Here is an 18,896-nt window from a genome sequence, read left to right as displayed (position 1 = left end):
TGCAGCTGACAAACCGCTCGATCGCGCATGAGCTGCCCATCGCCAACGCTGTGCAAAAAAAAGCCCTGCAAGGCCAACGCCTTGCAGGGCTTCGAACGCTCAAACCCGGCTCAACGTTCCAGCAGAATCCGCAGCATGCGGCGCAGCGGCTCGGCAGCGCCCCACAGCAGCTGGTCGCCAACGGTGAACGCGCCCAGGTACTGGGAACCCATGTTCAGCTTGCGCAGGCGACCTACCGGAATGTTCAGGGTACCGGTGACATTGGTCGGGCTCAGTTCCTGCATGCTGATCTCGCGCTGGTTCGGCACCAGCTTCACCCACGGGTTGTGCTGGCTGATCATGCCTTCGATATCGGCCAGCGGCACGTCCTTGTTCAGCTTGATGGTCAGCGCCTGGCTGTGGCAGCGCATGGCGCCGATGCGCACGCAAATGCCATCGACCGGGATCGGGCTCTTGAAGCGGCCGAGGATCTTGTTGGTTTCGGCCTGGGCCTTCCACTCTTCGCGGCTCTGGCCGTTCGGCAGTTCCTTGTCGATCCACGGGATCAGGCTGCCAGCCAGCGGCACGCCGAAGTTCTCGGTCGGGTAGGCTTCGCTGCGCATGGCCTCGGCGACCTTGCGGTCGATGTCGAGAATGGCGCTGGCCGGATTGGCCAGGTCATCGGCCACAGCCGCGTGAGTAGCGCCCATCTGCTTGATCAGCTCACGCATGTTCTGCGCGCCGGCACCGGAGGCCGCCTGATAGGTCATGGCGCTCATCCACTCGACCAGGCCAGCTTCGAACAGGCCACCCAGGCCCATCAGCATCAGGCTGACGGTGCAGTTGCCGCCGATGTAGTTCTTGGTACCGGCGTCGAGCTGCTGGTCAATCACCTTGCGGTTGACTGGGTCGAGCACGATCACTGCATCGTCCTGCATGCGCAGCGACGAGGCGGCATCGATCCAGTAACCCTGCCAGCCCGACTCACGCAGCTTGGGGAAGACCTCGTTGGTGTAGTCGCCGCCCTGACAGGTCAGGATCACGTCGAGGGTCTTGAGTTCTTCAATCGAATAAGCGTCCTTGAGCGGAGCAATATCCTTGCCCACGTTCGGGCCTTGGCCACCGACATTGGAGGTGGTGAAGAACACCGGCTCGATAAGGTCGAAATCCTGCTCCTCCAGCATCCGCTGCATGAGCACGGAACCGACCATACCGCGCCAACCGATCAGACCTACACGTTTCATCGCAACTACACCTTTGCTAAAAGTGGGCCGCCACCGACCAAAAACGGTGGCGGGCCAGAGAGATTACAGATTCCGCAGCGCTGCGACTACTGCGTCGCCCATTTCCTGCGTGCCTACTTTGTCGCAGCCGGCCGACCAGATGTCACCGGTGCGCAGCCCTTTGTCCAGCACCAGGCTGACCGCCTGCTCGATGGCCTCTGCGGCAGCGTGCTGGTTGAAGCTGTAACGCAGCATCATCGACACCGACAGAATGGTCGCCAGCGGGTTGGCGATGCCCTGCCCGGCGATGTCCGGCGCCGAGCCATGGCACGGCTCGTACATGCCCTTGTTGTTGGCATCCAGCGACGCCGACGGCAGCATGCCGATGGAACCGGTCAGCATGGAAGCTTCATCCGACAGGATGTCACCGAACATGTTGTCGGTCACTACCACGTCGAACTGCTTGGGCGCGCGCACCAGCTGCATGGCGGCGTTGTCCACGTACATGTGGCTCAGCTCGACATCCGGGTAATCCTTGGCTACGTCTTCGACCACTTCGCGCCACAATTGGCTGGAGGCCAGAACGTTGGCCTTGTCCACCGAACACAGCTTCTTGCCGCGCACGCGGGCCATGTCGAAGCCGACGCGGGCAATACGGCGCACTTCGCTTTCGCTGTAGGGCAGCGTGTCATAAGCCTGGCGCTCGCCGCCTTCGAGTTCACGCTGGCCACGTGGCGCGCCGAAATAAATGCCACCGGTCAGTTCGCGAACGATGAGGATATCCAGGCCCGAGACGATTTCCGGCTTGAGCGACGAGGCATCGGCCAGTTGCGGGTAGAGGATGGCCGGGCGCAGGTTGGCGAACAGGCCCAGTTGCGAACGGATTTTCAGCAGGCCGCGCTCAGGGCGGATGTCACGCTCGATCTTGTCCCATTTCGGGCCGCCCACAGCGCCCAGCAACACGGCATCGGCTTGGCGCGCACGTTCCAGGGTCTCATCAGCCAGCGGTACGCCGTGCTTGTCGATGGCCGCGCCACCAATCACGTCGTGGGCCAGGCTGAAGCCGAGCTGGAACTTGTCGTTGGCCAGCTCCAGCACCTTCACCGCCTCGGCCATGATTTCCGGGCCAATGCCATCACCTGGGAGAATCAGAATCTGCTTGCTCATGCTTTCCTCTATCCATTCAAGCGGTGCGGCCAGCTCGGCCACACCGAAAAAAACTCAGCGCTCAGCCCACAGTACCAGCACATCGGTGCTGAACGAGCCGTCGGCTTCAATCTGGTAATACTGCCGCACTTCCTCGCCCATGGCTTGCTGCAATTGGCGTATGGCCACACGCATCGGTTCGGGGGTACGCATACGCTCGACCCAGGTGCCAAACTCCAGGCGCAGCGGCTGGCGGGTGTGGCTGCGCACATGCAGGCCGGCTTCGCTAACCTGGCGTTGCCATTCGGCGACGGAATAGTCGCGCACGTGGCTGGTGTCGCGCAGCACCTCAACGGTTTGCAGGTAGGTGTCGAGCAACGGGCTGCCCGGCGACATGACATCGATGAAGGCCGCCACACCGCCCGGTTTCAGCACGCGGCGCACTTCGCGCAGGGCCAGGCCCAGGTCGCTCCAGTGGTGTGCCGAGTAGCGGCTGAAAACGAAGTCGAATGAGGCGTCGGCGAACGGCAGGCGTTCGGCGGCGCCGCGTTGCGTGATGATATTGCCCAGGCCACGGTCGGCGGCGGCACTGGCCACCACGTCGAGCATGGACTGCGACAGGTCGTAAGCGACCACTTCGGTGACAAGGGGCGCAACGTGGAAACTGACATGACCGGCACCGCAGCCCAGGTCCAGCACGCGAGCCTCGGCCTGGCCGGCCAGCGCGGCTTGCAGCAGGGCGAACTCGGTGCCCTGGGCGTGCACGGCGCTGCTGAGGTAGGCGTTGGCCTGCTCGCCGAACTGGCGTTGGACCACGTCGGTGTGGGTGGTGCTGGTCATGTATAAATCCTTTTGGTTTCTTGTTGCCTTTACCGGCCTTTTCGCGGGTGAACCCGCTCCCACAGGTACTGCACAAGACTTGAGGCAGAGGAGTTTCTGTGGGAGCGGGCTTGCCCCGCGAAGGGGCCAGCCCTGTCACCTACGCCTATCAGGCATCCCGAAACAGCCAAGGCTGGCTGGCGCGGTGCTTGGCTTCGAAGGCCTTGATAGAATCGCCGTCCTGCAAGGTCAGGCCGATGTCATCGAGGCCGTTGAGCAAGCAGTGCTTGCGGAACGCGTCGATCTCGAAGTGCAGCACCTTGCCATCAGGACGGGTCACGGCCTGGGCTTGCAGGTCGATGGTCAGCTGATAGCCAGGGTTGGCTTCGACCTGCTTGAACAGCTCATCGACTTCCTCATCGCTCAGGATGATCGGCAGCAAGCCGTTCTTGAAGCTGTTGTTGAAGAAGATGTCGGCAAAGCTCGGTGCGATGACGCTGCGGAAGCCGTACTCGTCCAACGCCCATGGCGCGTGTTCGCGGCTCGAACCGCAACCGAAGTTTTCGCGCGCCAGCAACACGCTGGCGCCCTGGTAGCGCGCGTGGTTGAGCACGAACTCTTCGTTCAACGGGCGCTTGCTGTTGTCCTGGTAGGGCTGGCCCACGTCCAGGTAGCGCCACTCGTCGAACAGGTTGGGGCCGAAGCCGGTGCGCTTGATCGACTTGAGAAACTGCTTGGGGATGATCTGGTCGGTGTCGACGTTGGCACGGTCCAACGGCGCGACGAGGCCAGTGTGCTGGGTAAAGGCTTTCATGCTGCGCTCCCTTGGATCAACTCGCGGACATCGATGAAGTGGCCGGTCACCGCAGCGGCGGCGGCCATGGCCGGGCTGACCAGGTGAGTACGACCACCGGCACCCTGACGGCCTTCAAAGTTGCGGTTGGACGTCGAGGCACAGTGCTCGCCGCTTTCCAGGCGGTCCGGGTTCATCGCCAGGCACATCGAGCAACCAGGCTCGCGCCACTCGAAGCCCGCTTCAAGGAAGATCTTGTCCAAGCCTTCACGCTCGGCTTGCGCCTTCACCAGGCCCGAGCCCGGGACGACAATGGCCTGCTTGACGGTAGCGGCCACTTTGCGGCCCTTGGCGATTTCGGCCGCGGCGCGCAAGTCTTCGATCCGCGAGTTGGTGCACGAGCCGATGAACACGCGGTCCAGCTGAATATCGGTGATCGCCTGGTTGGCGGTCAGGCCCATGTACTTCAGGGCACGCTCGATCGAGCCCCGCTTGACCAGGTCAGCTTCGGCAGCTGGGTCCGGTACGCGCTGATCAACGGCCAACACCATCTCGGGCGATGTGCCCCAGCTGACCTGTGGCTTGATTTGCGCGGCATCCAGTTCGACCACGGTGTCGAACACGGCGTCTTCATCGGAGACGAGGTCTTTCCACGACTCGACGGCTTGCTTCCATTGCTCGCCCTTCGGTGCATAGGGGCGGCCTTCGACATAGGCGACGGTGGTGGCATCGGTCGCCACCAGGCCCACGCGGGCACCGGCTTCGATCGACATGTTGCAGATGGTCATGCGGCCTTCCATGGACAAGCCACGGATAGCGCTGCCGGCGAATTCCATGGCGTGGCCGTTGCCACCCGCGGTGCCGATCTTGCCGATGACGGCGAGGACGATGTCCTTGGCAGTGACGCCTGCAGGCAATTCGCCTTCGACGCGCACCAGCATGTTCTTCATCTTCTTGGCGACCAGGCACTGGGTGGCGAGCACATGCTCGACCTCGGAGGTGCCGATGCCGTGGGCCAAGGCACCGAAAGCGCCGTGGGTGGACGTGTGCGAGTCGCCGCAGACCACGGTCATGCCCGGCAAGGTGGCACCTTGCTCTGGGCTAATGACATGGACGATGCCCTGGCGCTCGTCATTCATCTTGAATTCGACGATGCCGTACTCGTCACAGTTCTCATCGAGGGTCTGCACCTGGAGGCGCGACACCTGGTCGACGATGGCGTCGATACCGCCCTTGCGCTCTGGCGTGGTCGGCACGTTGTGATCAGGGGTGGCGATGTTGGTATCGATACGCCATGGCTTGCGGTTCGCCAGGCGCAGGCCTTCGAAGGCCTGGGGCGACGTCACTTCGTGGATGATGTGGCGGTCGATGTAGATCAAGGACGAGCCGTCATCACGGCGCTTGACCTCATGGGCTTCCCAGAGTTTGTCGTAGAGCGTTTTGCCAGCCATCAGACTGTTCCTCATCAGCGTCTTTCTATGCCAAAGACCCCTTGGCTTGTACGGACGATGCTATGGCGATAGATTGAATAACTCAAATTCATAATTTTTATGCTTTGCATAACCACCAGGAATCTGAAAGATGGATCTGGCCAACCTCAGCGCTTTTATCGCCATTGCCGAGACTGGCAGCTTCTCGGGGGCCGGCGAACGCCTGCACCTGACCCAGCCCGCCATCAGCAAACGCATCGCCGGGCTTGAGCAGCAATTGGATGTGCGCCTGTTCGACCGTTTGGGTCGTGAAGTGACCCTGACCGAGGCCGGGCGGGCGCTGTTGCCACGGGCCTACCAAATTCTCAACGTGCTTGATGATACCCGACGCGCGCTGACCAATTTGACCGGGGAAGTGAGTGGTCGGTTGACCCTGGCCACCAGCCACCATATCGGCTTGCACCGCTTGCCCCCACTTTTACGGGCCTTTACACGGCAATACCCTTCGGTGGCGTTGGATATTCAGTTCATGGACTCAGAAGCTGCCTACGACGAAATACTCCATGGCCGCGCTGAAATTGCCGTTATCACCCTGGCGCCAGAGCCCCACCACCTGATCAAGGCGATCCCGGTGTGGGACGACGCGCTGGACTTCGTGGCGGCCCCGGAACACCCGCTGGCCAACAACCACGCGGTCAGCCTGGCCGATGTCGCGCGCCACCCGGCGGTCTTCCCGGGTGGTAATACCTTTACCCACCACATCGTCCAGCGCCTGTTCGAAAGCCAGGGCCTGACGCCGAACATCGCCATGAGCACCAACTACCTGGAAACCATCAAAATGATGGTTTCCATTGGCCTGGCCTGGAGCGTGCTGCCGCGCACCATGCTCGATGATCAGGTTGCACCCATCGCTTTACCCGGCATACAGCTGTCGCGCCAGCTAGGCTACATTTTGCACACGGAGCGAACGCTATCGAATGCGGCGAGGGCCTTCATGGCCTTGCTCGACAGCCATGCAGGGTCCGCCTGACCGGTCGTCAGTACGGCATTTCCAACTCAAGGACTCGTCAAACGCCAAAGGTCTGGTACCAATGCCCAAATCAGCAAACCGCTTTCCGCGCCTGCCGCGCATTCCTGCGGCCGACCCACAGGAATCCGAACAGGCCTGGCAAAACGCCCCGCAACTGCTCGCCGCGCTCAACGGCGCCCGCCTGGGGGCCTGGCTGTGGGACATCGAAACCGGCCGGGTCAGCTGGTCACGCGGTACCCAGGCGCTGTTCGGCTTCGACCCGCTACGCCCGCTGCCCAACGACATCGACTACCTCGACCTGCTGCCCGAAGAAGACCGCGCACGCACCCGTCAGCTGTTCCAAGCGGTGGTCAACGGCGAGCCCGTGGAGCAAGCCATGCGCCACCGCATCCGCTGGCCGGATGGCAGCCTGCACTGGCTGGAAATCAACGGCAGCCTGACCCACGACCGCCACGGCAGACCGCAGATGATCGGGGTCATCCGTGAGATCACCCGCCAGCGCGAGCGCGAAACGGCGCTGATCAACTCGGAAAAACGCTTTGCCACGCTGTTTCACCTGAGCCCCAATGCGATCCTCCTGACCCGCCGCCACGACGGCATGATCTTCGAGGTCAACCAGCATTTCGAAGACATGTTCGGCTGGCCAGGCAACCAAGTGATTGGCAAGACCAGCCTGGAGCTGGGCCTGTGGGTGCACCCCGAGCAGCGCCCGCAACTGCTGGACGCTACCCGCGCCAGCGGAGGCCCACTGATCATGGAAGTGCAGTTCCGGGCCAGCAACGACAAGGTGCACGACGGCATCCTCTGCACCCAGGCCATCGAACTGGAGGGGGTGACATTTTTGCTCAGCACCTTCGTCGACACTACCGAACGCAAGCGTGCCGAACAGGCCCTCAAGGACAGCCAGGAACGCCTCGACCTGGCCCTGGACTCAGCCCAGCTGGGTACCTGGGACTGGCACATCCCCAGCGGCATGCTCTACGGCTCGGCCCGTGCCGCGCAGCTACACGGGCTGGACCCGATCCCCTTCCACGAATCGTTCGATGCCTTTTTCGAGGGCGTACCGGAGGAAGAGCGCAATGTCATGCGCCAAGCCTACCGCAGCCTGCGCGAAGGGCCTGCGGGCAATTACCAGATCACTTACCGCGTGCAGCTGGAGAACGGCGCGTCACGCTATATCGAAAGCCGCGCACGGCTGTACCGGGACGACCAAGGCAACCCCTTGCGCATGGCCGGCACCCTGCTGGACATCACCGACCAGGTCGAGCGCGAGCAACGCCTCAGCGCCTCGGAAGAAAAGTTCGCCAGCCTGTTCCAGGTCAGCCCTGACCCCATCTGCGTGACCCGCCAGGACACCGGCCAGTTCATCGAGATCAACCCGGCCTTTACCCAGACGTTCGGCTGGAGCGCCGACCAGGTAATCGGTCGCACCGCCGAGGAAATCGGCCTGTGGGCTGAGTCCATCGAACGTGCGCAACGCATCGAGCGGGTGATCCGCGAACAGGCCCTGAGCAACGTTGCGGTGGTGGTCAACCACCGCAACGGCGTGCCCTTGACCTGCGTGATATCCAGCTGCCTGATCAGCGTCGATGACCAACCCTGCAGCGTCACCACCCTGCGCGACATTACCCAGCAGCAACGGGCCGAGGCGGCGCTGAAATCCAGCGAAGAGAAGTTCGCCAAGGCCTTCCACTCCAGCCCTGATGCCATCACCATCACCGAGCGCTACAGCGGCCGCTACCTGGAAATCAACGATGGTTTCTGCCGGCTCACCGGCTACAGCGCGGCCGAAGTGGTCGGGCGCAGCGTGTATGAGTTGGGCATCTGGGCCGATGACAAGCAGCGCAGCGCCCTGCTCGCCGAGCTCAAAGAGCGTGGCCGGGTGCACCATCGGGAGATGCTCGGGCGCAACAAACGCGGCGACATCCTCACCGTCGAAGTGTCGGTGGAACCGATCACCCTCAACGAGACCGACTGCCTGCTGCTGACCGCCCGCGATGTCAGCCAACTGAAAAATGCCCAGGCGCAGATCCGCCACCTGGCGTACCACGACCCGCTGACCAACCTGCCCAACCGCGCCCTGCTGATGGACCGCCTGAGCCAGCAGATCGCCCTGCTCAAGCGCCACAACCTGCGTGGCGCGCTGCTGTTCCTTGACCTCGACCACTTCAAGCACATCAACGACTCCTTGGGCCACCCGGTAGGCGATACGGTACTGAAGATCATCACCGCGCGCCTGGAGGCCAGCGTACGCCTGGAAGACACTGTGGCGCGGCTGGGGGGCGATGAATTCGTGGTGCTGCTCAGCGGCCTGGAAGGCAGCCGCGAACAGGTCGAAAGCAAAGTGCGCGAGCTGGCCGACACCCTGCGCGAACTGCTGGCCGAACCGATGTCGCTGGATGGCCAGCGCCTGCAAGTAACCCCCAGCATCGGCGTGGCGTTGATCCCCGACCACGGCACCACCCCCGCCGACCTGCTCAAGCGTGCCGATATCGCCCTGTACCGGGCCAAGGACTCCGGGCGCAATACCACCCAGTTGTTCCACACCACCATGCAAAAGGCTGCCAGCGAGCGCCTGCGCATGGAAAACGACCTGCGCCTGGCGCTCGCACGGGGTGAGCTGGCCTTGCACTTCCAGCCCCAGGTGGATGCCCGCGACAACCGTATTGTCGGTGCCGAAGTGCTACTGCGCTGGCACCACCCGCAGCTCGGCCAGCAGCCACCGGCGCAGTTCATTCAGGTACTGGAAGAAAGCGGCCTGATCCTGGAAGTAGGCAGCTGGATCCTCGACGAAGCCTGCGATGCCTGCGCGCGCATGCTCACGGACGGGTTGATCGACGCTGATGATTTCAGCCTGTGCGTAAACATCAGCCCGCGGCAGTTCCGCCAAAACGATTTCGTCGGGCGGGTGCTGCGCAGCCTGGACGACTACCGCTTGCCACGGCGGATGCTGAAGCTGGAAATCACCGAAGGCATCGTCATCCAGAACCTGGAAGACACCATCAGCAAGATGCGCGAACTGAAGCGTTACGGGGTGAGTTTTGCCATGGACGACTTCGGCACGGGCTATTCGTCACTGACCTACCTCAAGCGCTTGCCGGTGGATGCACTGAAGATCGACCAGACCTTCGTGCGCGACGCACCGATAGACCCTAACGACGCCGAGATCGTCCGCGCCATCGTCGCCATGGCCCACAGCCTGGACCTGGCGGTGATTGCCGAAGGGGTGGAGCTGACCGAGCAACTGGAGTTTCTGGAGAAACTGGGCTGCCACTTGTATCAAGGGTACCTGCACAGCCGGCCACTGCCGTTGCACGAATTCCGGCAGATGCTACTGGAAGCACCTGCGGATTACTGACTGCCCGCACGCAAAAAAGGGCACCCGAAGGTGCCCTTTTTGTCACAGCCTTACACTTAGTTCAGCGCTGGCTTGTCGCCATTGATCGGGATGCGTTTGGCCTTGGCTTCTTCAGGCACGATGCGCAGCAGGTCGATGCTGAGCAAGCCATTGGCCAGGCCCGCAGCCTTGACCTCGATGTGGTCGGCCAGGCGGAACGACAGCTTGAAGGCGCGCTGGGCGATGCCCTGATGCAGGTAGGTCACTTCAGCGGCGCTGTTGTCGCGCTTGCCACCGGAGACGGTCAGGACACCTTTTTCGACTTGCAGGTCGAGGTCCTGCTCCTGGAAACCGGCTGCGGCAACCACGATGCGGTAGTGGTCTTCGCCATGTTTTTCCACGTTGTAGGGCGGGTAGCTGCTACCGGCCTCGTTACGTGCCGCGGATTCGAACAGGTCGTTGAAACGGTCGAAACCAACGGAATGGCGGAACAGTGGAGCGAGAGAGAAAGCGGTAGTCATGGTCATAAACTCCTGAGATTCAGCAAGTAAGTCACTGCGCGACCCGAGTTCGGCATCGCGTACTCAAAAGATAAGGTCGGTGAAATGGCTTTCAAGAGGGACCACGAAAATTTTTTTGAGCGGGTTTGCGTTCCAACACAACCGGTGTAGGAGCAGCCTTGCGCTGCGAAGGGGCCAGTGCTCGCAACGAGAAGTCACTGGAGCCGCCGGCCTCTTCGCAGCACAAGGCTGCTCCTACCGTGAATCGGGCAGTTCCCCGTGATCAGGCAACACACGCCTCGAACGCCTGCACCTCACCCCCCAACAACCGGCTGATCCGCGCGCAATCATCTTCGCGACGCAGCTCGGCAAACAGCACGACCGCTTCCGGATAACTGCGGGTCAGCATCGCCAACCACTGCTTCATCCGCCCCGGCGCATAGCGCGGCGACAGCTTGGCCTGGGCCTGGCGCCAGAACTCGCGCAGCAGCGGCAGCAGGTCGTCCCAGCTCATCGGCTGGTAGTCGCGCCCCTCGCGGGCAGCGGCAATCTGTACGCCCAAGTCGGGCCGCGACACCAGCCCACGCCCCAACATGATGTGTTCGGCACCACTGACTTCACGGCAGCGGCGCCAGTCGTCCACGGTCCAGATTTCGCCATTGGCGAACACCGGCACCTTGACCACATCCTGCACCCGCGCCACCCACTCCCAGTGAACGGGCGGCTTGTAGCCCTCGACCTTGGTGCGGGCGTGCACCACCAGATGCGCCGAACCGCCTTCGGCCAGGGCCGTGGCGCAGTCCAGCGCGCCATCGGGGCTGTCGAAGCCCAGGCGCATCTTCGCCGTCACCGGGATATGCGCCGGCACCGCACGGCGCACTTCGCGGACGATGGCGTGCAGCAGTTCTGGCTCCTTGAGCAGCACCGCGCCGCCGCGCGACTTGTTCACGGTCTTGGCTGGGCAACCGAAGTTCAGGTCGATTACTGGTGCGCCCAGCTCACAGGCCAGCGCTGCGTTCTCGGCCAGGCAGACCGGGTCGGAGCCCAGCAGTTGCACACGCATCGGCACCCCGGCCGCGGTCCGCGCGCCTTGGCGCAATTCAGGCGCCAGCTTGTCGAACGAGGATGGCGGCAGCAGGCGGTCGCACACGCGGATGAACTCGGTGACGCACCAATCGATGCCACCCACTCGGGTCAGGACGTCGCGCAGGATGTTGTCGACCAGCCCCTCCATGGGGGCCAGGGCAATTTGCATGTGTGGGTCTCGGCGGGAAAAGGCGGCAGTCTAACAAAAAACCACAGCCCTTCAGGCACCGATCAGCGCTTGGCCGTAACCCTCGATGAACTCTGCAGGCATGCGCTTGGGCTTGCCGCTGGACAATTCGATACAGGCGAAGGTGGTCTGCGCCCGCAGCAGGGTCGCGCCATCACGCGGGCGCTTGAGTTGGAAGCGGCGGGTCATGCGCAGGCGTTGATCCCAGTCGATGATCCAGGTCGCCAGCTGCAGTTCGTCATCTTCATAGCCCGCGGCCAGGTAATCGATTTCGTGGCGCACCACCGCCATGGCCCGGTCCAGGCGGCGGTACTCGGCAAGGTCTAGGCCAAGGCGCTGAGAGTGGCGCCAGGCGCAGCGTTCGAGCCACGTGACATAGGTGGCATTGTTGGCGTGGCCGAGGCCGTCGATGTCCTCGCTGCCGACACGCAGGTCGATGATGAAGGGTGTTGCCAAGTCCCAGCTCATGCACGCTCCTAATAACAAAAACACAACTGAAAGCCAGTGTAACGGATGCTCAGGCCGTTTGCCGGGCCGGCGCGCTGGCCCGTGCAAGCAATTCGAGCACCGCCTCGCCCAGACGTGGGTCGGCCAGCACTCGCTGGTGCCCGCCCTCCTCCAGCAGCAGCAAGCGGCTGTCGAACCAGGCCTTGTGGATGATACGGGCCTCATCGACAGCCACCAGGCCATCGTCAGCCGCATGTACCACCAAGCCTGGCAGTTCCAGCTGGTAACCACTGACATCCAGGCGCGTGATCTGCATCCCCACATCCCGCTCCACTTGGCGTATGAATGCGGCCCGTGCGCGCGCCGGCAACCCCAGGCGATGCGCGAAGCCGCGCAACACGCCAAGCAACCGGGCGGGTGCAGCGATGCTCACTGCCGCCTCCGCGCGCAGCCCCATCTGCAACGCCAGCAACACACTGGCTCCACCCATGGAGTGGCCTATCACCGCGCGCAACGGCGGCAGCTCGGCAGCCGCTTCCAGCAGTGCGCGGGCGAACAACACCACGTGAGCTTGATGACCCGGAGAGCGACCATGTGCCGGCCCCTCCAACGACACCACTGTATGCCCGGCCTGGACCAGGGCCTCGATCAACGCGGCAAACTGGGTGGGGCGCCCTTCCCAGCCGTGCATCAGCAAGACTGTCGGCCCCTTGCCCCAACGCAACGCCGACAGCCCAAATCGCAAGGTGATGCGTTCGGCCTTGGCCAGCAGCGGCAACTCCCACGCTTTTGGGGGCAATGTACGTGGGGTCATGAATGCCCGGCGCATTTTGCCGGCCACATGCTCAGGGGCCAGGTGGCCGAGGGTGCCATTGACGCCACGAATCCAGCTCAGGGTAGTCATCGCCTTGCTCCAGCATTGTGGTTATTCAGATCACCGCCGACTTGGCGGCACGCAACACACGGTCAGAAAGCTCGCCAGTGCCCAAGGCGCGCGCCAGGGCCAGGCCACCAACCATCAGCGCCAGGTCGGCCAGTGCTTTGTCGATGTCTTCGGGGCGATCGACCATTTTCGCGGTCATCAGCTCGATGTGCTCGGCGAGCACCTCGCGGAACACCTCTGGCAGGCGCTGCATTTCGCCCAGGGCGTTGGGCAGCGGGCACGCATGCACTTGCGCGTCGCGGTGCTTGCGCGAAAGGTAGAACGCGGTCACCAACGCCCGGCGCGCCTCGCCGTCCAGGCTGGGGTCGACCTGCGCCAGCAAGTCCCGCCGTTCGCCCAATAACTGGCGAAACGCCTCCAGCATGAGTTCGTCCTTGCTCTCGAAATGGGCGTAGAACCCGCCCACCGTCAGGCCTGCAGCCCCCATGACCTGGCTGACGCTTGGCTCAGCGGGCCCCTGCTGAATCAAGGCACTGCGCGCAGCTTCGAGAATCCGTTCGCGGGTTTTGCTCTTTTTGTCGTTCATGGCCACCTCGAATATTATGCTTGTAATATTATAAGCATCATATTTTTTGGCAAGCGAAATTCACGACCACCTGTCGGTGCCCGGAAAAAAGGAAAGGGAGAAAAACAAAAGGCCCATTCAATAAGCGAATGAGCCTTTAAAGTCCCGCAAAACGCGGGTAAACATGGCGTCCCCTAGGGGACTCGAACCCCTGTTACCGCCGTGAAAGGGCGGTGTCCTAGGCCACTAGACGAAGGGGACGTAACCTTCGTGCCGGCTCGTTTTCACAAACCGCGGCAAAATTGGTGGAGCTAAGCGGGATCGAACCGCTGACCTCCTGCATGCCATGCAGGCGCTCTCCCAGCTGAGCTATAGCCCCGAAAACAAAAGGCTCATCCAATATACGAATGAGCCTCTTTAAGCCCCGCAAAACGCGGGTAAAAGTGGCGTCCCCTAGGGGACTCGAACCCCTGTTACCGCCGTGAAAGGGCGGTGTCCTAGGCCACTAGACGAAGGGGACGTAACCTTCGTGCCGGTTTGTTTTCACAAACCGCGGCAAAATTGGTGGAGCTAAGCGGGATCGAACCGCTGACCTCCTGCATGCCATGCAGGCGCTCTCCCAGCTGAGCTATAGCCCCAGATTTTTAGCCTCGCGGCCCAGCGACATCGTTAAACATCGCTTGTGTAAAACTGGCGTCCCCTAGGGGACTCGAACCCCTGTTACCGCCGTGAAAGGGCGGTGTCCTAGGCCACTAGACGAAGGGGACGAACCTTCTTACCTTCAAGACCCGGTTGCTGGACCCGGTCTTGCTTATCAGCCGTGGCTGCTAAGCGGAATTTGGTGGAGCTAAGCGGGATCGAACCGCTGACCTCCTGCATGCCATGCAGGCGCTCTCCCAGCTGAGCTATAGCCCCACTATGTCGCTCTGAGCAGAATCGCTGGCTGGGTGCCTGGCGTTTCGTTTCGCTCATCGCTGTGGACGGGGCGCATATTAAGATCGGATTGCACGGCTGTCAAACGAATTTTTGAAAATATTCAAAAGTTTTTTCACAGATAACAATCACTTACCGCCCTGCCCTTCTTTTCATGGCATACACGGCCGTTGTAGGAGCGGCCTTGCGTCGCGATAGGGGCGCGAAGCGCCCCCCCCGATTTGCGGGGCTGCGCTATCGCGGGGGCCGCTTCGCACCCCTTTCGCGACGCAAGGCCGCTCCTACACAGGCGATCAACACCTAATCAGGCGATGTTCGCCAGCAGCTTTTCCCACTCTTTGTTTTCTTTTTTCGACACACCACCCAGCAAGTCCAGAGCCTGGCGCAAGCGGTAGCGGGTCAGGTCCGGGCCGAGGATTTCCATGGCATCGAGCACCGACACCGAGCTGGCCTGGCCGGTAATAGCGGCGAACATCAGCGGCATGGCGTCACGCAGTTTCAGCTCCAGCGACTCGACCACGGCCTGGATGCAACCGGTGATGCGGTCCTTCTCCCACTGGCGCAGGCTTTCGAGCTTCCACAGGATCAACTGGATGACCTGGCGCACCTGATCAGCCGACAGCTTCTTGCTCTCGAACAGCTTGGCATCGAGCTTCAGCGCGCCCTCGAAGAAGAAGCCACCCAACGGCGCAACCTGGCTGAAGGTCTCGACCCGGCCTTGAACATGCGGGGCGATCTTCATCATGTAATCACTGTTGAACGCCCATTTCTGCAAGCGCGCGGCGAACTGTTCGACCGGTAGCTCGCGCAGCCACTGGCCGTTGAGCCAGGACAGTTTTTCGATGTCGAAAATCGGCCCGCCCAGGGAGATGCGCGACAGGTCGAAGTGCTCAATCATTTCGGCCAGGGAGAACTTCTCGCGCTCGTCCGGCATCGACCAGCCCATGCGGCCGAGGTAGTTGAGCATCGCCTCGGGCATGAAACCCATGCGCTCGTAGAAGGTGACCGAGGTCGGGTTCTTGCGCTTGGACAGCTTGGACTTGTCCGGGTTACGCAGCAGCGGCATGTAGCACAGCTTGGGCTGCTCCCAACCGAAGTACTCGTACAGTTTGATCAGCTTGGGCGCCGACGGCAGCCACTCTTCACCCCGCAGGACGTGGGTGATGCCCATCAGGTGGTCGTCGACCACGTTGGCCAGGAAGTAGGTCGGCAGGCCGTCGTTCTTCATCAGCACCTGCATGTCCATGCGGTCCCATGGGATTTCGACGTCACCGCGCAGCATGTCCGGCACCACGCAGATGCCTTCGCTCGGTACTTTCATGCGGATCACGTGGGGCTCACCGGCGTCCAGGCGGCGCTGCACTTCTTCAGCGCTCAGCAACAGGGCACGGCCGTCGTAACGCGGGGTCTCGCCACGGGCCATTTGCTCGGCGCGCATCTGCTCCAGCTCTTCAGCGGTGCAGAAGCAGTAGAACGCATGGCCGGCATCGACCAGTTGCTTGGCGTATTTGGCGTAGATCTCGCCACGCTCGCTCTGCCGGTAAGGGCCGTGCGGGCCACCGACGTCCGGGCCTTCGTTCCACTCGATGCCAAGCCAGCGCAAGGCGTCGAAGATCTGCTGTTCCGACTCGCGGGTGGAGCGCAGTTGGTCGGTATCTTCGATGCGCAGGATGAACTCGCCGCCGTGCTGCTTGGCAAAGCAGTAGTTGAACAGGGCGATGTAGGCGGTGCCGACATGGGGGTCGCCCGTGGGCGATGGCGCGATACGCGTGCGTACGGTGGTCATGGAAGGTCTCGAACGAAAGATGAAACAAAGGCGGGATGTTAGCAGGGAGCAGGCACCCGGCTCCAGCAATGGCGCGAACGACACTTGTCGAATTGCCGTCCGTCGCTGTTAAATTTGTTTACATTTCTGGAACCATAGTCCTCATGCCTGCTCAACTCAAACGCCGCCTGCTGATCTTCTTTGTCGTGGTTGCGGCCATCGCCCTCGCCTTCCTGGCCCACTGGTACTTCAAGGGGCGCTTTTACGAAAGTACCGACAACGCTTACGTTCAGGGCGAAATCACCCGTATTTCCAGCCAACTTGGCGCGCGTATCGAAGATGTACGGGTGCAGGACAACCAGCACGTGGTCAAAGGCGAACTGCTGGTACGCCTGGAAGCCGCCGATTTTCAACTTGCCGTCGAGCGCGCCCGAGCCGCCCTGGCAACCCGTGAAGCGGAACACGTGCAAGCTGAAAGCCGCCTGACGCAACAAGGCAGCTTGATCGCTGCGGGCCAGGCCCAGGTCGCCGCCAACCAGGCCACGCTCAACCGCTCACGCCTGGACCTCAACCGCGCAGAAGCCCTGCGTAAGCCTGGCTTCGTGTCCGAGGAGCGGGTGACTACCCTTTCGGCAGAAAGCCATGTCGCCAGCTCCCAGGTCGACAAGGCCCGCGCTGACCTGCAAAGCCAGCGCCAGCAGGTCAATGCCCTGACTGCCGAGCTCAAACGCCTCGATGCGCAGATCGCCAATGCCCGTGCCGACCTTGCCCAGGCCGAATTGAACCTGACCCGCTGCGAGATCCGCGCCCCGATCAGCGGCACCATCGGCCAACGCAACGCACGCAACGGTCAGGTGGTACAGGCTGGCGCCTATCTGCTGTCGATCGTGCCCGACGAAGACATCTGGGTACAGGCCAACTTCAAGGAAACCCAGATTGGCCACATGCAACCAGGGCAGCGCGCCGAATTGCTGTTCGACAGCTACCCAGACACCCCCATCGAAGCCCGGGTCAACAGCCTGTTCGCAGCCTCCGGCGCCCAGTTCAGCCTGCTGCCACCGGACAACGCCACCGGTAACTTCACCAAGGTGGTGCAGCGCATCCCGGTAAAGCTGACCTTCAGCGCCGACAACCCGCTGCATGGCCGCATCCGCCCCGGCATGTCGGTCACCGCCACTGTCGATATCCGCACCGAGGATGAAGGCCGCAATGGCCGGTGATCAGTTGCTCCGGCCCACTGCCGAGCCCACCCGGCGCGACTGGATTGCGGTGATGAGCGTGATGCTCGGCGCCTTCATGGCCGTGCTCGACATCCAGATCACCAACTCGTCGCTGAAGGACATCCAGGGCGCGCTTTCCGCGACCCTGGAAGAAGGCTCGTGGATCTCCACCTCCTACTTGGTGGCGGAAATCATCATGATCCCGCTGACCGCCTGGCTGGTGCAGTTGCTGTCCGCCCGGCGCTTGGCGGTGTGGGTTTCGGCCGGCTTTTTGCTGTCGTCCCTGCTCTGCTCCATGGCCTGGAACCTGGAGAGCATGATCATGTTCCGTGCACTGCAGGGCTTTACCGGTGGCGCGCTGATCCCCCTGGCCTTCACCCTGACCCTGATCAAGCTACCCGAGCACCACCGCGCCAAGGGCATGGCCATGTTCGCCATGACGGCCACCTTCGCGCCCTCGATCGGCCCGACCCTGGGTGGGTGGCTGACCGAGAACTGGGGCTGGGAGTACATCTTCTACATCAACATCCCGCCAGGCTTGGTGATGATCGCTGGGCTGCTGTACGGGCTGGAGAAAAAAGAGGCGCATTGGGAGCTGCTGAAGAGCACCGACTATGCCGGCATCGTCACGCTCGGCCTGGGGCTGGGCTGCCTGCAGGTCTTTCTCGAGGAAGGCCATCGCAAGGATTGGCTGGAATCGAACCTGATCGTCAGCCTGGGCACCGTCGCCCTGATCAGCCTGATTACCTTTGTCATCCTGCAGTTTTCCAAGCCGCACCCTTTGATCAACCTGCGCATCCTCGGCAACCGCAACTTTGGGCTGTCGAGTATTGCCAGCCTGGGCATGGGGGTCGGGCTGTATGGCTCAATCTATTTGTTGCCGCTGTACCTGGCGCAGATCCAAGGCTACAACGCCCTGCAGATCGGCGAGGTGATCATGTGGATGGGGGTACCGCAGCTGTTTCTGATTCCGCTGGTACCGCAGCTGATGAAAGTGGTCTCGCCGAAAATACTGTGCGCTGTAGGCTTCTGCCTGTTTGGGGCCGCCAGCTTTGGCTCGGGGGTACTTAACCCGGACTTTGCGGGGCCGCAGTTCAACCACATCCAGATCATTCGGGCACTGGGGCAACCGATGATCATGGTGACCATTTCGTTGATTGCCACGGCCTATATCCAGCAACAAGATGCCGGGTCGGCATCGAGCCTGTTCAACATCTTGCGCAACCTGGGTGGGGCGATTGGCATTGCCTTGCTGGCCACCTTGCTGGATGCGCGGACCAAGGTGTACTTCGACTACCTGCGCGAATCGGTGGTGCCCAGCAACCCACAGGTGGCAGAGCGCTTGGCGCAACTGGCGGAGCGACTGGGCAGTGAGACGGCGGCGCTTGGCAAGCTGAGTGAGATCACCCATCAGCAGGCGCAGATCATGGCGTACAACGATGCCTTCCACTTTGTCGGCATCGGCTTGGCGGTGAGCATGGTAGCGGTACTGTTGACGCGCAAGCTGCCGGAGGGGTTGAAGGCTGGGGAGGCTCATTGAGCTGATTTGTTTG

General features: G+C 62.2%; 15 protein-coding genes and 6 tRNA genes. 4 read left to right on the top strand and 17 right to left on the bottom strand.

Annotated features, from left to right (window positions below; translation table 11 throughout):
- Positions 1-110: 110 nt before the first annotated feature.
- From asd to leuC, 5 genes are all read right to left on the bottom strand, one after another.
- Complete coding sequence (gene asd / locus HU750_RS20435; protein ID WP_186682032.1) at positions 111-1,223, bottom strand: aspartate-semialdehyde dehydrogenase; 1,113 nt, start codon at positions 1,221-1,223, stop codon at positions 111-113.
- A 63-nt stretch (positions 1,224-1,286) separates the two neighbouring features.
- Positions 1,287-2,369 carry a 3-isopropylmalate dehydrogenase gene (leuB, locus tag HU750_RS20430; RefSeq protein ID WP_186682030.1) on the bottom strand — a complete coding sequence of 361 codons (1,083 nt, stop codon included), beginning with the start codon at positions 2,367-2,369 and terminating at the stop codon, positions 1,287-1,289.
- 54 nt (positions 2,370-2,423) lie between these two features.
- Positions 2,424-3,188, bottom strand: a complete 765-nt coding sequence (locus tag HU750_RS20425) for a class I SAM-dependent methyltransferase (RefSeq protein WP_186682028.1) — start codon at positions 3,186-3,188, stop codon at positions 2,424-2,426.
- Positions 3,189-3,336: 148 nt separating this feature from the next.
- Positions 3,337-3,981 carry a 3-isopropylmalate dehydratase small subunit gene (gene leuD / locus HU750_RS20420; RefSeq protein ID WP_027596731.1) on the bottom strand — a complete coding sequence of 215 codons (645 nt, stop codon included), beginning with the start codon at positions 3,979-3,981 and terminating at the stop codon, positions 3,337-3,339.
- Positions 3,978-5,411 (bottom strand): 3-isopropylmalate dehydratase large subunit, encoded by a 1,434-nt coding sequence (gene leuC, locus HU750_RS20415; protein ID WP_027596732.1) that lies wholly within the window; start codon positions 5,409-5,411, stop codon positions 3,978-3,980. Before leuC ends, leuD begins: the two co-directional genes overlap by 4 nt.
- A gap of 130 nt (positions 5,412-5,541) precedes the next feature.
- On the opposite strand from leuC, the gene HU750_RS20410 reads away from it, so the two are divergent.
- Together HU750_RS20410 and HU750_RS20405 are read left to right on the top strand one after the other, a co-directional pair.
- Positions 5,542-6,420: a LysR family transcriptional regulator gene (locus tag HU750_RS20410; RefSeq protein WP_027596733.1), complete on the top strand. Its 879-nt coding sequence runs from the start codon at positions 5,542-5,544 to the stop codon at positions 6,418-6,420.
- A gap of 61 nt (positions 6,421-6,481) precedes the next feature.
- Positions 6,482-9,778, top strand: coding sequence for a bifunctional diguanylate cyclase/phosphodiesterase (locus tag HU750_RS20405; RefSeq protein ID WP_186682026.1), 3,297 nt, complete (start codon positions 6,482-6,484; stop codon positions 9,776-9,778).
- Between the two features lie 56 nt (positions 9,779-9,834).
- Here the strand turns inward: HU750_RS20405 and HU750_RS20400 are convergent, their stop codons facing one another.
- The 12 genes from HU750_RS20400 to gltX form a co-directional block, all read right to left on the bottom strand.
- Positions 9,835-10,278 (bottom strand): Hsp20 family protein, encoded by a 444-nt coding sequence (locus tag HU750_RS20400; RefSeq protein ID WP_027596735.1) that lies wholly within the window; start codon positions 10,276-10,278, stop codon positions 9,835-9,837.
- Positions 10,279-10,540: 262 nt separating this feature from the next.
- Positions 10,541-11,512 carry a tRNA dihydrouridine synthase gene (locus HU750_RS20395; RefSeq protein ID WP_186682024.1) on the bottom strand — a complete coding sequence of 324 codons (972 nt, stop codon included), beginning with the start codon at positions 11,510-11,512 and terminating at the stop codon, positions 10,541-10,543.
- A gap of 51 nt (positions 11,513-11,563) precedes the next feature.
- The gene (locus tag HU750_RS20390) at positions 11,564-11,998 is read right to left on the bottom strand and encodes an acyl-CoA thioesterase (protein WP_186682022.1); all 435 of its coding nucleotides are present in this window, start codon (positions 11,996-11,998) and stop codon (positions 11,564-11,566) included.
- A 49-nt stretch (positions 11,999-12,047) separates the two neighbouring features.
- Positions 12,048-12,881, bottom strand: coding sequence for an alpha/beta hydrolase (locus HU750_RS20385; protein ID WP_186682020.1), 834 nt, complete (start codon positions 12,879-12,881; stop codon positions 12,048-12,050).
- A gap of 25 nt (positions 12,882-12,906) precedes the next feature.
- A complete protein-coding gene (locus tag HU750_RS20380) occupies positions 12,907-13,446 on the bottom strand; it encodes a TetR/AcrR family transcriptional regulator (RefSeq protein WP_186682018.1) in 540 nt (179 codons plus the stop codon).
- A gap of 164 nt (positions 13,447-13,610) precedes the next feature.
- A tRNA-Glu gene (locus tag HU750_RS20375) sits at positions 13,611-13,686 on the bottom strand.
- A gap of 42 nt (positions 13,687-13,728) precedes the next feature.
- Positions 13,729-13,804 (bottom strand) — tRNA-Ala (locus HU750_RS20370).
- Between the two features lie 65 nt (positions 13,805-13,869).
- A tRNA-Glu gene (locus HU750_RS20365) sits at positions 13,870-13,945 on the bottom strand.
- Between the two features lie 42 nt (positions 13,946-13,987).
- Positions 13,988-14,063, bottom strand: a tRNA-Ala gene (locus HU750_RS20360).
- A 53-nt stretch (positions 14,064-14,116) separates the two neighbouring features.
- Positions 14,117-14,192 (bottom strand) — tRNA-Glu (locus HU750_RS20355).
- Between the two features lie 72 nt (positions 14,193-14,264).
- A tRNA-Ala gene (locus tag HU750_RS20350) sits at positions 14,265-14,340 on the bottom strand.
- Positions 14,341-14,662: 322 nt separating this feature from the next.
- On the bottom strand, positions 14,663-16,144 hold the full coding sequence (gltX, locus tag HU750_RS20345) for a glutamate--tRNA ligase (RefSeq protein WP_186682016.1): 1,482 nt from the start codon (positions 16,142-16,144) through the stop codon (positions 14,663-14,665).
- 143 nt (positions 16,145-16,287) lie between these two features.
- Between gltX and HU750_RS20340 the strand changes: the two genes are divergently transcribed.
- Both HU750_RS20340 and HU750_RS20335 read left to right on the top strand, forming a co-directional pair.
- Complete coding sequence (locus HU750_RS20340) at positions 16,288-17,343, top strand: HlyD family secretion protein (RefSeq protein ID WP_186682014.1); 1,056 nt, start codon at positions 16,288-16,290, stop codon at positions 17,341-17,343.
- The gene (locus HU750_RS20335) at positions 17,333-18,883 is read left to right on the top strand and encodes an MDR family MFS transporter (protein WP_189662680.1); all 1,551 of its coding nucleotides are present in this window, start codon (positions 17,333-17,335) and stop codon (positions 18,881-18,883) included. Before HU750_RS20340 ends, HU750_RS20335 begins: the two co-directional genes overlap by 11 nt.
- Positions 18,884-18,896 lie beyond the last annotated feature (13 nt).

Source organism: Pseudomonas sp. SWRI50, assembly GCF_014269095.1.
In the GTDB taxonomy this organism is placed as follows: Bacteria; Pseudomonadota; Gammaproteobacteria; order Pseudomonadales; family Pseudomonadaceae; genus Aquipseudomonas; species Aquipseudomonas kermanshahensis.
The sequence above is the reverse complement of the archived record's forward strand: the minus strand, read 5'-3'. Positions and strand labels throughout refer to the sequence as shown.

Excerpts from the sequence above, each read along its gene's own strand:
- asd (WP_186682032.1), bottom strand. The coding sequence starts at position 1,223 with ATGAAACGTGTAGGTCTGATCGGTTGGCGCGGTATGGTCGGTTCCGTG.
- leuB (WP_186682030.1), bottom strand. The coding sequence starts at position 2,369 with ATGAGCAAGCAGATTCTGATTCTCCCAGGTGATGGCATTGGCCCGGAA.
- HU750_RS20425 (WP_186682028.1), bottom strand. The coding sequence starts at position 3,188 with ATGACCAGCACCACCCACACCGACGTGGTCCAACGCCAGTTCGGCGAG.
- leuD (WP_027596731.1), bottom strand. The coding sequence starts at position 3,981 with ATGAAAGCCTTTACCCAGCACACTGGCCTCGTCGCGCCGTTGGACCGT.
- leuC (WP_027596732.1), bottom strand. The coding sequence starts at position 5,411 with ATGGCTGGCAAAACGCTCTACGACAAACTCTGGGAAGCCCATGAGGTC.
- HU750_RS20410 (WP_027596733.1), top strand. The coding sequence starts at position 5,542 with ATGGATCTGGCCAACCTCAGCGCTTTTATCGCCATTGCCGAGACTGGC.
- HU750_RS20405 (WP_186682026.1), top strand. The coding sequence starts at position 6,482 with ATGCCCAAATCAGCAAACCGCTTTCCGCGCCTGCCGCGCATTCCTGCG.
- HU750_RS20400 (WP_027596735.1), bottom strand. The coding sequence starts at position 10,278 with ATGACTACCGCTTTCTCTCTCGCTCCACTGTTCCGCCATTCCGTTGGT.
- HU750_RS20395 (WP_186682024.1), bottom strand. The coding sequence starts at position 11,512 with ATGCAAATTGCCCTGGCCCCCATGGAGGGGCTGGTCGACAACATCCTG.
- HU750_RS20390 (WP_186682022.1), bottom strand. The coding sequence starts at position 11,998 with ATGAGCTGGGACTTGGCAACACCCTTCATCATCGACCTGCGTGTCGGC.
- HU750_RS20385 (WP_186682020.1), bottom strand. The coding sequence starts at position 12,881 with ATGACTACCCTGAGCTGGATTCGTGGCGTCAATGGCACCCTCGGCCAC.
- HU750_RS20380 (WP_186682018.1), bottom strand. The coding sequence starts at position 13,446 with ATGAACGACAAAAAGAGCAAAACCCGCGAACGGATTCTCGAAGCTGCG.
- gltX (WP_186682016.1), bottom strand. The coding sequence starts at position 16,144 with ATGACCACCGTACGCACGCGTATCGCGCCATCGCCCACGGGCGACCCC.
- HU750_RS20340 (WP_186682014.1), top strand. The coding sequence starts at position 16,288 with ATGCCTGCTCAACTCAAACGCCGCCTGCTGATCTTCTTTGTCGTGGTT.
- HU750_RS20335 (WP_189662680.1), top strand. The coding sequence starts at position 17,333 with ATGGCCGGTGATCAGTTGCTCCGGCCCACTGCCGAGCCCACCCGGCGC.